At 69.2% G+C, this 13270-nt stretch carries 16 protein-coding genes and 2 tRNA genes; 4 read left to right on the forward strand and 14 right to left on the reverse strand.

Going from position 1 to position 13270, the window contains the following annotated elements:
• Positions 1 to 14: 14 nt before the first annotated feature.
• Both BN2660_RS01615 and sigK read right to left on the reverse strand, forming a co-directional pair.
• Positions 15 to 809 (reverse strand): anti-sigma factor, encoded by a 795-nt coding sequence (locus tag BN2660_RS01615; protein WP_091226433.1) that lies wholly within the window; start codon positions 807 to 809, stop codon positions 15 to 17.
• Positions 806 to 1405: an ECF RNA polymerase sigma factor SigK gene (gene sigK, locus BN2660_RS01620; protein ID WP_176697047.1), complete on the reverse strand. Its 600-nt coding sequence runs from the start codon at positions 1403 to 1405 to the stop codon at positions 806 to 808. The genes BN2660_RS01615 and sigK overlap by 4 nt, the downstream gene beginning before the upstream one ends.
• 185 nt (positions 1406 to 1590) lie before the next feature.
• On the opposite strand from sigK, the gene BN2660_RS01625 reads away from it, so the two are divergent.
• The 3 genes from BN2660_RS01625 (at position 1591) to BN2660_RS01635 (ending at position 3119) form a co-directional block, all read left to right on the forward strand.
• Positions 1591 to 2253: a fasciclin domain-containing protein gene (locus BN2660_RS01625; protein ID WP_091226436.1), complete on the forward strand. Its 663-nt coding sequence runs from the start codon at positions 1591 to 1593 to the stop codon at positions 2251 to 2253.
• Positions 2254 to 2387: 134 nt separating this feature from the next.
• Positions 2388 to 2460 (forward strand) — tRNA-Lys (locus tag BN2660_RS01630).
• A 110-nt stretch (positions 2461 to 2570) separates the two neighbouring features.
• The gene (locus BN2660_RS01635; protein ID WP_091226438.1) at positions 2571 to 3119 is read left to right on the forward strand and encodes a type 1 glutamine amidotransferase domain-containing protein; all 549 of its coding nucleotides are present in this window, start codon (positions 2571 to 2573) and stop codon (positions 3117 to 3119) included.
• Between the two features lie 34 nt (positions 3120 to 3153).
• On the opposite strand, the gene BN2660_RS01640 is transcribed toward BN2660_RS01635, so the two are convergent.
• Complete coding sequence (locus BN2660_RS01640) at positions 3154 to 3675, reverse strand: CGNR zinc finger domain-containing protein (protein WP_091226441.1); 522 nt, start codon at positions 3673 to 3675, stop codon at positions 3154 to 3156.
• 25 nt (positions 3676 to 3700) lie between these two features.
• On the opposite strand from BN2660_RS01640, the gene BN2660_RS01645 reads away from it, so the two are divergent.
• The gene (locus BN2660_RS01645) at positions 3701 to 3901 is read left to right on the forward strand and encodes a hypothetical protein (RefSeq protein ID WP_091226443.1); all 201 of its coding nucleotides are present in this window, start codon (positions 3701 to 3703) and stop codon (positions 3899 to 3901) included.
• 9 nt (positions 3902 to 3910) lie between these two features.
• Here BN2660_RS01645 and BN2660_RS01650 read toward each other — a convergent pair whose 3' ends face one another.
• From BN2660_RS01650 to BN2660_RS01700, 11 genes are all read right to left on the reverse strand, one after another.
• Positions 3911 to 4540: a M23 family metallopeptidase gene (locus tag BN2660_RS01650; RefSeq protein WP_091226446.1), complete on the reverse strand. Its 630-nt coding sequence runs from the start codon at positions 4538 to 4540 to the stop codon at positions 3911 to 3913.
• Positions 4537 to 5064: a DUF1697 domain-containing protein gene (locus BN2660_RS01655; RefSeq protein ID WP_091226449.1), complete on the reverse strand. Its 528-nt coding sequence runs from the start codon at positions 5062 to 5064 to the stop codon at positions 4537 to 4539. The genes BN2660_RS01650 and BN2660_RS01655 overlap by 4 nt, the downstream gene beginning before the upstream one ends.
• Positions 5061 to 5642, reverse strand: a complete 582-nt coding sequence (locus BN2660_RS01660) for an isochorismatase family protein (RefSeq protein WP_091226451.1) — start codon at positions 5640 to 5642, stop codon at positions 5061 to 5063. The genes BN2660_RS01655 and BN2660_RS01660 overlap by 4 nt, the downstream gene beginning before the upstream one ends.
• 78 nt (positions 5643 to 5720) lie before the next feature.
• A tRNA-Thr gene (locus BN2660_RS01665) sits at positions 5721 to 5796 on the reverse strand.
• 73 nt (positions 5797 to 5869) lie between these two features.
• Entirely contained in the window at positions 5870 to 7432 is a 1563-nt protein-coding gene (locus BN2660_RS01670; RefSeq protein WP_091226453.1) for an alpha/beta hydrolase, read from the reverse strand.
• The gene (locus BN2660_RS01675) at positions 7429 to 8586 is read right to left on the reverse strand and encodes a DNA polymerase III subunit delta' (protein ID WP_091226455.1); all 1158 of its coding nucleotides are present in this window, start codon (positions 8584 to 8586) and stop codon (positions 7429 to 7431) included. Before BN2660_RS01675 ends, BN2660_RS01670 begins: the two co-directional genes overlap by 4 nt.
• Before the next feature lie 108 nt (positions 8587 to 8694).
• Positions 8695 to 9324: a dTMP kinase gene (tmk, locus tag BN2660_RS01680; protein WP_091226458.1), complete on the reverse strand. Its 630-nt coding sequence runs from the start codon at positions 9322 to 9324 to the stop codon at positions 8695 to 8697.
• Positions 9325 to 9353: 29 nt separating this feature from the next.
• Complete coding sequence (topA, locus tag BN2660_RS01685; RefSeq protein ID WP_091226460.1) at positions 9354 to 12221, reverse strand: type I DNA topoisomerase; 2868 nt, start codon at positions 12219 to 12221, stop codon at positions 9354 to 9356.
• Positions 12222 to 12319: 98 nt separating this feature from the next.
• Positions 12320 to 12649: a helicase gene (locus BN2660_RS01690; protein WP_091226462.1), complete on the reverse strand. Its 330-nt coding sequence runs from the start codon at positions 12647 to 12649 to the stop codon at positions 12320 to 12322.
• A 28-nt stretch (positions 12650 to 12677) separates the two neighbouring features.
• The gene (locus BN2660_RS01695) at positions 12678 to 13043 is read right to left on the reverse strand and encodes a TadE family type IV pilus minor pilin (protein WP_141651216.1); all 366 of its coding nucleotides are present in this window, start codon (positions 13041 to 13043) and stop codon (positions 12678 to 12680) included.
• Positions 13043 to 13249 carry a DUF4244 domain-containing protein gene (locus tag BN2660_RS01700; protein ID WP_091226465.1) on the reverse strand — a complete coding sequence of 69 codons (207 nt, stop codon included), beginning with the start codon at positions 13247 to 13249 and terminating at the stop codon, positions 13043 to 13045. The genes BN2660_RS01695 and BN2660_RS01700 overlap by 1 nt, the downstream gene beginning before the upstream one ends.
• Positions 13250 to 13270 lie beyond the last annotated feature (21 nt).

Genomic DNA, 13270 nt, shown 5'->3' on the forward strand with positions numbered 1-13270 from the left:
CGGCGTCCGATACGTCAGGCGGTGGGGATGACGATGACCGGGTCGGTCGTCGGTGTACCCGAGGGAGAGCCGCCTGCCTGCTCGATCGTGACCGCGATGACGTCTCCTGCGTGCATCTCACCCGCGAGGACCGCGGTCGCGTCGCCGTCCTCTGCGTCGAACACGCCGGCGGACACCGGAGTGTCGCCGCGGACGTACCAGAGCTCGTAGGTCTCGCCGTCGGCCAGGGAGGGGATGCCGTCGGTGACCAGCACCGACTTCCCGAGCGAGGCCGACCAGTGCGCGGTCGCGGCGCCGCCGTCGGCGAGTTCGATGGTGGCCTGCTGCGCGTCCTCCGCAGCCCGGATGTCCTCGAGAGCGACGACGCTCGCCGGCCGGTTGAGATGGCTGTTGAGGGCCACGGTCCCGACCCCGACGCCGACGAGGAGCGCGAGGCAGGCCGCGAGCGCGAACAGGATGCGCAGCGGGTGCGCGGGAGCTTTGGCGTTCAGGCCCCCGGAGCTCGCTCTCGGCGACTCCGGCTCGGGTGCGGCATCCGCGTCGTTCGACGGCCCCACCTCGGCGACGATCGCGTCGCCGTCCTGCGGCGTCTGCGCGATGCGTGCGAGGAGGGATGAGCGGATGCTGCTCGGCGGCTCCACCGGCATGACGCCCTCGGCGAGGAGCGCCGCGGTCGCGGCATCCACGTCGGCGAGGCCCTGCCATTCAGGGTGCGCGACGAGCGCGGCGTGGTAGCGCTGCTGCTCGTCCGGCGACAGCGCGTCGAGTGCCGCCCCTGCCGCGAGGTCTTCGAATTCCTGCTCGTTCATGCTGTCACCCCCAGTGCTGTCCGGAGACGGGAGAGCCCGTCTCGCATCCGTGTCTTGATCGTCCCCAGCGGTGCCCCCACCAGCACTGCCACCTCGTTCTGACTGTAACCGCCGTAATAAGCGAGGACGAGCGCTTCGCGCTGTGCCTCAGGAAGACCCGAGAGGGCGTTGACGACCTTCTCGCCCTCGATCCCCAGTTCCACCCGTTCCGCGACACTGTCGTGTGCGACACCGATATCCCTGTAACCGGCCTTCACGTCCCGGTCCGCGCTGGACTGGGATGCTCGGACCCGGTCGACCGCACGGCGGTGAGCGATCGTCATCACCCAGGTTCTTCCCTGACCCTTGTTCGGAGCGAACCGCGAAGCGGATTGCCAGATCTCGAGAAAGACCTCTTGGAGGACCTCTTCGCTCTGGGAGCGGTTCACGAGCACGCGCAGGATGAGGCCGAAGACGCGGGAGGAGAGGGTGTCGTACAGCTCTGCGAACGCGCGCTCGTCGCCGTCGCCGATACGCACGAGCAGGTCGGCGACCGCATCACTCGCCGTACCGTCCTCGGGTACGTCCATCCCATCGATGACCATCCCCTCAAGCATGCCGCATCCTCCCCCCTTTCCCGTGTAACCGTCACCCGAACGTGAAGGAAAACACCTCGGATTCCGCGGTCGGTGAGGATCGGATCGAGAGAATCCGAGATTTCTCCCATCCGATCCCCAGAGTGCTCCGAACAGCTGTCAACGTCACGGAGAGGCCGTGGCACACAGTTCTGAAGGAGCTCGAGATGTTCAGCACCAAGAAGAAGGTCACCGCAGCGATCACCCTCGGACTTGCGAGCGCATTCTTGCTCTCCGCATGTTCGATGGGCGGCACCACCACGGAAGAGCCGGCAGAGTCGACGGCGCCGGAGACGTCGGAGGAGACGATGGCCCCCGAGACCATGGACCCCGCTGCCAACCTCGTCGGCCCCGGCTGCGCGGCGTACGCCGAGGCTGTTCCGGAGGGCGCCGGCTCCGTGTCGGGCATGGCTCAGGACCCGGTGGCCGTGGCCGCCTCCAACAACCCGCTGCTCACCACTCTCGTGGCGGCTGTCAGCGGTCAGCTCAACCCCGACGTCGACCTCGTCGACACGCTCAACGGTGACGAGTTCACCGTCTTCGCGCCGGTCGATGAGGCCTTCGCGAAGATCGACCCCGCGACCATCGAGGCCCTGAAGACGGACAGCGCCACGCTGAGCTCGATCCTCACGTACCACGTGGTCCCCGGCCAGATCGCTCCCGATGAGATCGACGGAATGCACACCACCGTGCAGGGCGCCGACCTCGAGGTCTCGGGCAGCGGCGACAGCCTGATGGTCAACGACGCGAACGTCATCTGCGGTGGCGTCCAGACCGCCAACGCGACCGTGTACCTGATCGACTCGGTCCTGATGCCCCCGGCTGCGTAATCAGCAAGGGACGCCGAGCTGAAAGCTCGGCACCCCCGCTCATTCGTCAGGGGGAGGGCGACGAGCGGGAGGAAGGGGCCGTCGACGAGACACTTCGTCGGCGGCCCTTTCTGTGCGCCCTAGACTGGGAGTGCGGGCCTCTAGCTCAGTTGGCAGAGCATCGGACTTTTAATCCGCGGGTCGTGGGTTCGAGCCCCACGGGGCCCACCGCGTATCACCGCCGGTCGCATCCGGCCACCCCCTTCACCGCATCCGCGTGCCGCGAGAGGGTCGAATCGTCCCATCCGGGACTCGACCCCTCAACGAAAGGACGCATCATGGCGACTCTCACCGACAGCCGAGTGGCATTCCTGGCGACAGACGGATTCGAGGACAGCGAGCTGACCAGCCCGTGGGAAGCGGTGCAGGGCGAGGGCGCGAGCGCGACCCTGATCGCGCCGGAGGGCGAGCAGATCAAGGGCAAGAACGGTCATGTCCAGCACGTCGACCTCACGTCGGCTGATGCGAAGGCCGACGAGTTCGACGCGCTGGTTCTACCGGGCGGTGTCGTGAACGCCGACCACCTGCGCCTCGACAAGCCCTCGATCGATCTCGCGCGCACGTTCTTCGAGCAGCACAAGCCGGTCGCGGTCATCTGCCACGGCGCATGGATCCTCATCGAGGCCGGCGTCGTCGACGGGCGGACGCTCACCAGCTACCCCAGCCTCGCGACCGACCTCCGCAACGCCGGAGCGTCCTGGGTCGACGAAGAGGTGGTCGTCGACCAGGGCCTCGTCTCGAGCCGCACCCCTGACGACCTGCCCGCGTTCAACGCGAAGCTCGTCGAGGAGATCTCCGAAGGACGCCACGCAGGCCAGACCGCGTGACCTGAGCATCCTTCCGGCCGTCGGCGGTCCGGCGTCAGGCGCCCTCGCGGGCTCGATGACGCCGGACCGCCGCTCTGTTCGCGCACCGCACCGAGCAGAACCGCTGGCGTCCGTTGCGGGTCACGTCGACGACGACCCTCGTGCACGGCGACGCCTCACAGCGGCCCAGCCGATCCATGCCCCGCGTCACCAGATGCAGCGAGGTGCCGACGGCGATGATGGCTCGCAGCACATACGGCAGCGACTGGACGTCATCGCGATAGTGGAGATGCCACCCCTCGCCGTCATGGTTCGTGAGACGGGGATACGCCGCCGCCTGCGCCATCTGCGTGTTGAGAAGCCTCGCCCGTTCATCGGCGTCCTGCGCGTCGACGATCCGCAGCCAGTCGTCGATGACGCGACGCACCTGCTCGTGATCGTCGGGAGCGGGCGGGAAGACCATCGTCATGCCCTTGTCGAGGGTCCGCTGCTCGATGCCTTCACGGTCCTCCGGAAAGTCATCGGCCAGAGATGCCGCGAGCAGGATCGCGTACTCGCCGTAAGGGTTGAGATGCATAAGGCCATTACATCACGCTGGATGCATGACCTCGCTGCACACGCTTCCGATCGCCCGACAGACGCTCACCGCCCACGAGCACTCCTGGGTCGTGGACTCACGGCATCCGACCTCCGACGGCGTCGTGCTCTACGTGCGCTGTGGCGGATGCGACACCCGCCGCGTCGATCTGCAGACGCACCCGACGATGCCTCCGGCAGCCCTCAGCCAGGAGCTCCGTCATTGATCCCCCAGCTCAGGCCTCGACGACCTCGCCCGTGAGCGGAACCCACGGCGCGCCGACCGTGCGACGGAACACGAGAGGGATGCCGCGTCCGTCGCGCTCGATGGAGTCGGACACCTGCAGGTGCAGATGAGGCTCCGTGCTGTTGCCGGAGTTGCCGCACTCGCCGATCCGTTCTCCGATGCGCACCCGCTGGCCGGCCTCCACCCGCACGCTCCCCGACCTCAGGTGAGCGAGCAGCACGAGGGCCCCACTCGATCGGATGACGACGTGGTTGCCTGCCACGGCGGCAGCCCCCGCGCGGATCCGCGAGGCCTGGGTGATGGCGTACCAGAGGGATGAGGCCCCCGCGCGATGCGCCGCATGGTCCACCTCCCCGTCGTGCACGACGACCACCTCCCCGGCGGCGGGCGCGAGAATCGGTCGGCCGAAGCCCGCGAAGGCCGTCGGGGGCTCGCTGGCGACGACGCTCGCGAGGGTTCGCGGCGCGCTGCGACCCGTCTCGTCCACCGGGACGAAGTCGATCGCATACGACGTGCCGAACTGCGGCGTCCCATGACTCGGCACCCGGGACGCAGGACTGTTCTGCACCAGCCACCGGCCGACGAACGGCAGTTCCAGCGCGAACGGCGTCTCGGTCATGCGGTGAGCTCGGTCAGAGTGCGCAGCGTGCGCAGGTTCCGTGCAGTGCCCGCGACGCCGAGCGCGCGATCCAGCACTGCTGTGGTGAGCTTCGTGGACCGCACCCCGCCCTCGCCGTAGTCGATCCACAGCTCGTCGCCGATCAGGGCGATCCGCTCCCCCGACACCAGACGCGGGAGGAGCGCATCGACGGCGCCGGCGGCCGCCGGCCCGCCGAGGAACATCGCGTGCAGCATCTTCTCCGACGCGTCGGGGAACGGCAGCGCGTCGAGCGCCGCTCGCAGGTCCTCATGGGTGCGCACGATCACCGGGGTGTCCACGTCGAACTCCGCGGCGATCAGCGAACGAACCCGCTCGCTCGCGGCGCGCGGATCGGACGGATGCGCGCACACGATGTTGCCGCTGGCGATGTACGTCGACACCTTTCCCAGCTCGGGTTCGAGGACCTCGCGCAGTCGCGCCATCGGCACCCGGCTGCGGCCGCCCACGTTCACGGCACGCAGCAGCAGGACGCTGCGCGTCACGCAGCGCCGCTGTCGGCGAGCGCTGCTCCCGCGTGCGCGAGCTCTGCCAGGGCCGTCGCGCTCGGTTCGGCGGCGACACCGGCGACCAGGTCGGTGAGGACGCGCACCTGCACGCCGTGCGCGATCGCGTCCAGAGCGGATGCCCGCACGCAGTGGTCCGTGGCGAGACCGACGACGTCGGCGGAGAGGATGCCGGCTGCGGAGAGCAGCCCGCCGACGGTCTCCCCGGATTCCGTGACCCCTTCGAACATCGAGTACGCCGGCGCTCCCTGCCCCTTGCGGACGTGATGGGTGATGGCATCGGTCACGAGCAGCGGGTCGTAGTCCGCGCCGTCGGAGCCCGCCACGCAGTGCACGGGCCAGCTGTCGATGTAGTCCGGTTCCTCATCGAAATGGCCGCCGTTGTCACCGTCGGCGTCGTGCCAGTCCCGCGACGCGATGATCAGCTCGTAGTCGCCGGCATGCGCGGCGAGATGCGCCGAGATCGCGGATGCCACGGCATCCCCGCCTGTGACGGGCAGCGCACCGCCCTCGGTGAAGTCGTTCTGGACGTCGACGATCAGAAGCGCTCTGCTCATGCTTCGAGGGTACGCCCGAGCGGACCGGCCGGAGGGAACCAGAAGGCCCCGTGATGTTCTTCGCATCACGGGGCCTGGTGGAGCCGCTTGTCAGAATCGAACTGACGACCTTTTCATTACGAGTGAAATGCTCTGCCGACTGAGCTAAAGCGGCGCGATCATCGATCTTACCCGAGCCGACGCCTCATCGCCAATCGAGCGATCCGGCATCGGCGGGCGTGCGGCGCTCACTCGCACCGCAGCCCGTCTTCGGGCACCGTGTCGTCGAGGAGGAACGCCTCCACGGCGCCGTCGACGCACGCGTTGCCCTTGTTGTAACCGGTGTGGCCCTCGCCCACGCGGGTGATGAGGACGCCTTCTTCGAGCTGACCGGCGAGGGACTCGGACCATTCGTAGGGGGTGGCGGGGTCGTTGGTTGTGCCGACCACGACGATGGGCCCTGCGCCCTGCGCGGTGATCTCACCGCGGGTGCCGGTCGGCGGGTACGGCCACACCTCGCAGGAGTCGGGACCGGACCAATACGGGGCGATCGTCGGAGCACCTTCGGCGATCTTCGCGTTCGTGGCAGCCTCGGCGGCCGGATCGTCCTCGACCGGGTAGTCCATGCAGTTGTACGCCCGGAAGGCCTCGCTCGAGTTGTCGATGTAGCTGCCGTTCTCGCGGCCGTTGTAGAAGTCGGCGAGCAGGAACGCCGTCGACGGGTCGCCCTGCAGCGCCTCGTCGAACGCCTGCGTGAGGTAGGGCCAGCTGTCGGCGGAGTACAGGGCGGCGATGATCGCGGTCATCAGCGCATCCGCGCCGAGCATGCGACCGTCGCCGTTCTCCAGCGGGACGGCGTCGACGCTGGCGAGCAGGGCCCCGAGGTCTGCCATCGCCTCGTCGACCGAGCCGTTGAACGGGCACTCCCCCGAGTCGAGGCAGTCCTGCATGTACGCGCGCAGCGCGGATTCGAAGCCGAGCGCCTGCGTCGCACCGACATCGAGCCCCGAGACGGCGGGGTCGATGGCGCCGTCGAGCACGAGCCGTCCGGCCTTCTCGGGGTAGAGCGACGCATACGTCGCCCCGAGGAAGGTGCCGTACGAGTACCCGAGGTAGTTGAGCTGCGTGTCGCCGAGCACGGCACGGATCAGATCCATGTCCCGCGCGGAGTTGATCGTCGTGATGAACGGCAGGATGCCGCCGCTGTTCGCCTCGCAGGCATCGGCGAATCGCTGGTGCCCCTCGAGGAGCTCGGCCTCCCACTCGGCCGTTCCGCGGGCCGCCGTGGGGATGGAGTAGAGGTACTCGTCCATTCCGGCCGCATCGAAGCAGGTGACCGCGCTCGACTGGCCGACGCCGCGCGGATCGAAGCCGATCACGTCGTAGTTCTCGATGAGGTCGGCGCCCACGGCGAACTCGAGGCTGTCGCGTATGAGCTCGACCCCGCTCGCGCCCGGTCCGCCGGGGTTGGTCAGCAGCGAGCCCTTCGCCGTGTCCGTGCCCGTGGCCTGATGCCGGACGACCGAGAGCGTGATCTCGCCCTCGCCCGGGTTCTCCCAGTCGAGGGGCGCCGTGACGTCCGTGCAGTCGAATCCGAGTCCGCAGTCGGTCCAGGCGAGGGTCTGCCCGTAGTACGGCAGCAGCTCCTCCGCGACGCCGTCGGTGTCGGGCGCGTGGGTGACCGACGGCTTCGACTCCGCCCCTTCGGGGATCATCGCGTAGAGGCATCCGGAGAGCGCGACGGATGCCACGGCGAGCCCGGCGACGGCCCCGAGGGCTCGGCGGATGCGGGAAGTCGATCGATTGTTCACGGTGTCCTCCCGCTCGTGACCGTCACGAGCAAGCTCTCCAGGGCGAGCAGCGGTGCGACATTGCGCTCCAGCGACTGCCGTGTCTCGGCAAGGTGGTCGAGTACGACAAGCGTACGGGTCTCGGGCCAGGCGGCGGCGAGGGCTGCGAGCTCTTCGCGGAGTTCGCGGTTGATCAGCGCATCGTCTCTGCCGAACTGCAGCATCACGACGTCACGGAAGAGGGACTGCAGATCGGTGAGCACTCGGTCGATGCCGTCGCGGAGACTGCGGGTGGCACGCTTCTTCTGGTCGTCCTCGAGGGCCGAGATCTGCGTGCGCAGCGCGGGCGGGACGGCCTGACCTTCGGCGATGCCCACCGTGCGCAGCAGCGCGGCGCGCTCGGCGGCGTCGCGCTCGGCCGTCAACGCCTTGGCGTCGTCGGTCGCGGCCTGGATGATGCGGCCGGCGACGTCGACCGCATCGTTCACCCCTCGCACCCCGAGCACCGACCGCAGCGTCTCGTCGCGTCGGCGACGCGCGGCATCGTCAGTGGCGAGACGCTGAGCCATGCCGATGTGCCGTTGCGCGTGCCGCGCGGCCTGCTCGGCCACGGCCTCGTCGACGCCTGTGCGGAGTGTGATGAGGCGCGCGACGTCGGCGACGTCGGGCTCGCGGAGACGGAGGGATCGCACCCGAGAGCGGATCGTGGGCAGCAGGTCGGCCTCGCTCGGCGCGCAGAGGATCCACACGGTCTTCTCCGGCGGTTCCTCGAGCGCCTTCAGCAGGACGTTCGAGGTGCGCTCGACCATGCGGTCGGCATCTTCGACGACGATCACCCGGTATCGTCCGGCCGACGGCGCGAAATACGACCGTTCGACCAGCGACCGCGCCTCGGCGATCGTGATGATGACCTTGTCGGTGCGAAGGGCAGTCACATCAGGGTGCGTGCCCGCGAGCACCTGCCGCATCGCCGCCTCGTCGTCGGGGTGATCGGCGATCAAGGCGGCGGCGAACGCATAGGCGAGGGTCGAGCGTCCGGAACCGGGAGGGCCGGTGATCAGCCACGCGTGCGAGAGGGCGGCCGGGTCGGATGCTGCTCCGCGGAGCGTCTCGACGGCGGCGTCCTGCCCCCAGACGTCGGCCCACGGAAAAGGGGCGGCGACGGTCTGGGGCATGCCCTCAGCCTAATCGGGAGGACCGACATGCGCGGCGATACGGACGATCGACGCGACAGCCGGGGGTGCGGACGCTGGTCAGCAGTGGTCTGCGGATGCAGCCGTCAGTCAGCCGAGAAGCCCGACGACGCGTTGCCTGATCTGCGCGGCGATGGCCTCGGGCGATGCCGAGGCGTCGAGCACGAGGAAGCGCTGGGGCTCCGCACGGGCGAGCTCGAGGTACGCGTCTCGCACGCGGGCGTGGAACTCGGTCTTCTCGGCCTCGAGGCGATCGAACGGCTTGTCGGCGGAATCCAACCGCACCCGCGCGGCCTCCGGCGCGAGGTCGAGGAGCACCGTGAGGTCCGGAAGGGCTCCCTCGGCGGCCCAGAGCGAGAGGTCGCGGATCTCGTCGCCGTCGAGCACGCGTCCTGCGCCCTGATAGGCGACCGACGAGTCGAGGTAGCGGTCCTGCAGCACGACCTCTCCTCGCGCCAGCGCCGGCCGCACGACTGTCGCGACGTGGTGGGCGCGGTCGGCCGCGTACAGCAGCGCCTCGGCGCGCGGAGCGATGTCGCCCCTGTGGTGGAGCACGATGTCGCGGATCAGGTGTCCGACCTCGGTCCCGCCGGGCTCCCGCGTGCGGACGACCGTGCGTCCCGCATCCGCGAGCCAGTCGGCGAGCAGGTTCGACTGAGTGGTCTTGCCCGATCCGTCGCCGCCCTCGAGGGTGATCCACACGCCGGAGCGCGCGGTCACCGAACGATCCTCAGGCCTGTCGGGTCCGCTCACTCCGCACGCTTCGCGGCGTTCGCGGCGCGGGTGGCCGCAGCCTTCTTCGCTGCCGCCGAGCGCGCGGCCGCCTTCTCGGCATCCGTCGCCGGCTTCGTGGCGGCGGTCTTCTTCGCCGCCGGCTTCTTCGCCGCCGGCTTCTTGGCGGCGGGCTTCTTGGCGGGGGCCTTCTTGGCGGGGGCCTTCTTCGCCGGCGCCTTCTTCGCCGCCCCGCGCTTGGGCGCAGGGCCCTTGGCGCGCTTGTCGGCGAGCATCTGCACCGCGATCTCGAACGTGATGTCCTCGACCTTCTGGCCGCGGGGGATCGTGACGTTCGTCTCGCCGTCCGTCACGTACGCCCCGAACCGGCCGTCGCGGATGCGGATCGGCTTGTTGCTGACGGGGTCGGCCTCGAACTCGGCGAGCGCACTGGATGCGCGACGGGATCCGGCTCCGTACTTCGGCTGCTTGTAGATCTCGAGCGCCTGCTCGAGGGTCACGTCGAAGATCTGCGATTCGCTCTCGAGCGAGCGAGAGTCGGTGCCCTTCTTGAGGTACGGGCCGAAGCGCCCGTTCTGAGCGGTGATCTCCTCGCCGGTCTCAGGGTCGGCCCCCACCACTCGAGGCAGGCTCAGCAGCTGCAGGGCGGTGTCGAGATCGATCGTGTCCACCGACATCGACCGGAACAGGGAACCCGTGCGCGGCTTGGGCGCCGTTTCCTTCTTCGCTCCGCGCTTCGGCTTCGGCGCCTCGACGACCTCGCCGGTGGCCTCGTCGACCGCGGCATCGTCGGACACCGGGTCGTTCTCCTGCACGTACGGACCGAAACGGCCGTCCTTGACGACGATGACCTTGCCGTTGTCGGGATTCACGCCGAGCACGCGATCGCCGGCGACGGGGGCGTCGATGAGCTCCTGCGCCTTGGCAGCGGTCAGCTCGTCGGGTGCGAGGTCCTCGGGGACGTTCACGATCCGCGGCTTCTCGTCGGGCGCGTCGGGGTTCGCGACCTCGAGGTACGGCCCGTACTTGCCGAAGCGGAGCGTCGCGGTGTCGGTGATGGGCGTCGAGTTCAGCGCCCGTGCGTCGATCTCGCCGAGGTTGTCGACGACCTGACGGAGCCCCACCTGCGAGTCCGAGCCGTAGTAGAAGGAACGCAGCCATTCGACGCGTTTCTGCTCGCCCCGCGCGATGGCGTCGAGGTCGTCCTCCAGCGCAGCGGTGAAGTCGTAGTCGATGAGATCGGCGAAGTGCTCCTCGAGAAGGCGCACGACGCTGAAGGCGAGCCAGGTCGGAACGAGCGCCTGACCGCGCTTGGTGGCGTAGCCGCGGTCGATCACGGTGCCGATGATGCTGGCGAAGGTCGACGGGCGGCCGATGCCATGCTCTTCGAGGGCCTTGACCAGCGATGCCTCGGTGTAGCGGGGCTTCGGCGTGGTGCGGTGGCCCTTGGCCTCGGCATCCGACATCCGCAGCTCGTCGCCGACCGCGACGATCGGAAGCGACTGGTTCTCGTCGGCGTCCTTGTCGTTGCGCTTCTCGTCGCGACCCTCTTCGTAGGCCTCGAGGAAGCCCTTGAAGGTGTAGACGGTGCCGGACGCGGTGAACTCCGCCTTCTGGCCCGCGGCGTCGACATCGATCGTCACCGTGGTGGTCTCGTACTTGGCGTCGGCCATCTGGCTGGCGACGGTGCGCTTCCAGATGAGGTCGTAGAGCCGATGCTCCTCGCGGTCGAGCTCGGACGAGACGGACTTCGGCGTGCGGAAGTTCTCACCCGACGGGCGGATGGCCTCGTGCGCCTCCTGCGCGTTCTTGCTCTTCGACTTGTACACGCGGGGCTTGAGCGGCACCGCGCTGTCGCCGTAGAGCGCGACCGCCTGGCTCCTCGCCGCCTGCACCGCCTGGGTGCTCAGCGCCACGGAGTCGGTACGCATGTAGGTGATGTACCCCTTCTCGTAGAGGCGCTGGGCGACGCTCATCGCCTGCTTCGCGCTCATCGAGAGCTTGCGCCCGGCCTCCTGCTGCATCGTGGAGGTGGTGAAGGGGGCGTAGGGGCTGCGGGTTCCGGGCTTCGCCTCGACCTTGGTGACGGTGCCGGCACCGGCGGCATCGACGGCGAGGGCGAGCGCTGCGGCCTTCTTCTCGTCGAGGATGACGACGGCCTTCTTGAGCTTTCCGGTGTCGTCGAAGTCGGTGCCGCGGGCGAGCTGCCCGCCGTCGACCCGGACGAGACGAACCCGGAAGCCGGAGGACGACGACGCGAGGGCCTCGACGTCCCAGTACTCGGCCGAGACGAACGCCATGCGCTCGCGCTCGCGCTCGACGATCATGCGGGTGGCGGCGGACTGCACGCGTCCGGCGGAGAGGCCCGTCTTGACCTTGTACCAGAGCACCGGCGAGACGTCCCAGCCGTAGAGACGGTCGAGGATGCGACGGGTCTCCTGCGCGTCGACGAGGTCGGTGTCGAGTTCGCGGGTGTTGCCGATGGCGGCCTGGATGGCGTCCTTGGTGATCTCGTGGAAGACCATGCGCTTGACAGGCACCTTGGGCTTGAGAGTCTCGAGCAGATGCCAGGCGATGGCCTCGCCTTCGCGATCCTCATCAGTGGCGAGCAGGAGCTCGTCGGCGGTCTTGAGCGCGCGCTTCAGCTCGGCGACCGTCTTCGTCTTGCGATCGGAGACGACGTAATAAGGGTCGAAGTCGTTGTCGACGTCGATCGAGTACTTCCCGTAGGCCTGCTTGTCAGCGGCCGGGATGTCCTTCTTGTCTGCCAGATCGCGGATGTGGCCGACCGAGCTGAGCACCTCGTAGCCATCGCCGAGGTAGCCCTGAATCGACCGCATCTTCGTCGGAGACTCGACGATGACGAGCTTCTTGCCTTCAGCCAAGGGTTCGTCCTTTCTTCGAAGCACACCATACACACCACCGTGATGGGTTGCTCACGGAGGTCGCCTGCGTTTTCGCCGGAGAGTGGCTCGCGCCGCCGTCAGCTCCCCTCGGGTGGCCCTGCTCGGGCTCGGGAGACGGCAGCGAGTCCAGCGTACGCCGCCTCGACCTGCACGGTCGCCGCGAAGCCCTCGACCGAGCACGCGGTCAGAGTGGTGCGGGACGCCGCCGCGACCCGGGCGGCGAGGGCGCACGGTGCGTCCGACGCGGGGACGGCGCCGCTCGCCGCATCGGCCGCGGCGAGCGCGGCGGCATCAGCCGCACCCGCCGCGCGCTGCGCCGTGACCGCGGCGCCACCGACCGCGGCGAGACCGAGCGAGAGGGCGGCCGCCACGGCGAGGACGCCCGCTGCGAGCGCTGAGCCCGCCATCAGCTCTTCCCACAGACAGTGGACGGCATCACAGCCCTCCGCCGAGCGCACAGCTGGACGCGTGGAGCGGCACCCGGATGATCGCGCCGACGGCGACCTCGGCGCGCGCGGTGACGCACACGAGGTCGCCCGAGCCGCCGCTGGACAGGCGCGCGCCGGGCACGGCGGTGGCGACGACATGACGCGCGTCACCCTCGCTCTGCCCGCGTCCGAGCAGCCGTGCCGCGTCTGCGGCGGCATCCTGGAGTGCGACCTGCTGGGCGGCCGCGCCGAGCGCCGCGGCCCCGAGGAGGAGCGTCAGCACGACGGCCGGGAGTGCGAGCGCGAGCTCGGCCGCCACCGACCCTCTGTCCTGGTCGCCCTCTCCGGAGGGCACGAGTGCTCGCATCGTCATCACGACACCGTGAGAGCCCGACGCACGAGGTCGGTGAGGATGCCGCGGACCTCGCCGGACCGCAGGATCACGACGAGGAGGCCGGCGAAGGCCACGGCGGCCATCGTCGTGATCGCGTACTCGGCGGTCGCTGCGCCCGTGTCGTCGCCGAAGAGCCCGGCGGCACGCCGCCGCGTCAGCGTCGGGATGGTGGTGATGGTGCTCATGGTGTTCCTTCTTTCTCTGTG

It is taken from the genome of Microbacterium sp. 3J1 (assembly GCF_001049495.1).
Lineage (GTDB): Bacteria > Actinomycetota > Actinomycetes > Actinomycetales > Microbacteriaceae > Microbacterium.

Bases quoted from the DNA above. Each gene is read 5' to 3' on its own strand.
- BN2660_RS01660 (WP_091226451.1), bottom strand. From the start codon at position 5,642: ATGAGCAGAGCGCTTCTGATCGTCGACGTCCAGAACGACTTCACCGAG.
- BN2660_RS01675 (WP_091226455.1), bottom strand. From the start codon at position 8,586: ATGCCCCAGACCGTCGCCGCCCCTTTTCCGTGGGCCGACGTCTGGGGG.
- BN2660_RS01645 (WP_091226443.1), top strand. From the start codon at position 3,701: ATGACCTCGCTGCACACGCTTCCGATCGCCCGACAGACGCTCACCGCC.
- BN2660_RS01700 (WP_091226465.1), bottom strand. From the start codon at position 13,249: ATGAGCACCATCACCACCATCCCGACGCTGACGCGGCGGCGTGCCGCC.
- sigK (WP_176697047.1), bottom strand. From the start codon at position 1,405: ATGCTTGAGGGGATGGTCATCGATGGGATGGACGTACCCGAGGACGGT.
- BN2660_RS01690 (WP_091226462.1), bottom strand. From the start codon at position 12,649: ATGGCGGGCTCAGCGCTCGCAGCGGGCGTCCTCGCCGTGGCGGCCGCC.
- BN2660_RS01650 (WP_091226446.1), bottom strand. From the start codon at position 4,540: ATGACCGAGACGCCGTTCGCGCTGGAACTGCCGTTCGTCGGCCGGTGG.
- BN2660_RS01615 (WP_091226433.1), bottom strand. From the start codon at position 809: ATGAACGAGCAGGAATTCGAAGACCTCGCGGCAGGGGCGGCACTCGAC.
- BN2660_RS01640 (WP_091226441.1), bottom strand. From the start codon at position 3,675: ATGCATCTCAACCCTTACGGCGAGTACGCGATCCTGCTCGCGGCATCT.
- BN2660_RS01695 (WP_141651216.1), bottom strand. From the start codon at position 13,043: ATGACGATGCGAGCACTCGTGCCCTCCGGAGAGGGCGACCAGGACAGA.
- BN2660_RS01635 (WP_091226438.1), top strand. From the start codon at position 2,571: ATGGCGACTCTCACCGACAGCCGAGTGGCATTCCTGGCGACAGACGGA.
- BN2660_RS01625 (WP_091226436.1), top strand. From the start codon at position 1,591: ATGTTCAGCACCAAGAAGAAGGTCACCGCAGCGATCACCCTCGGACTT.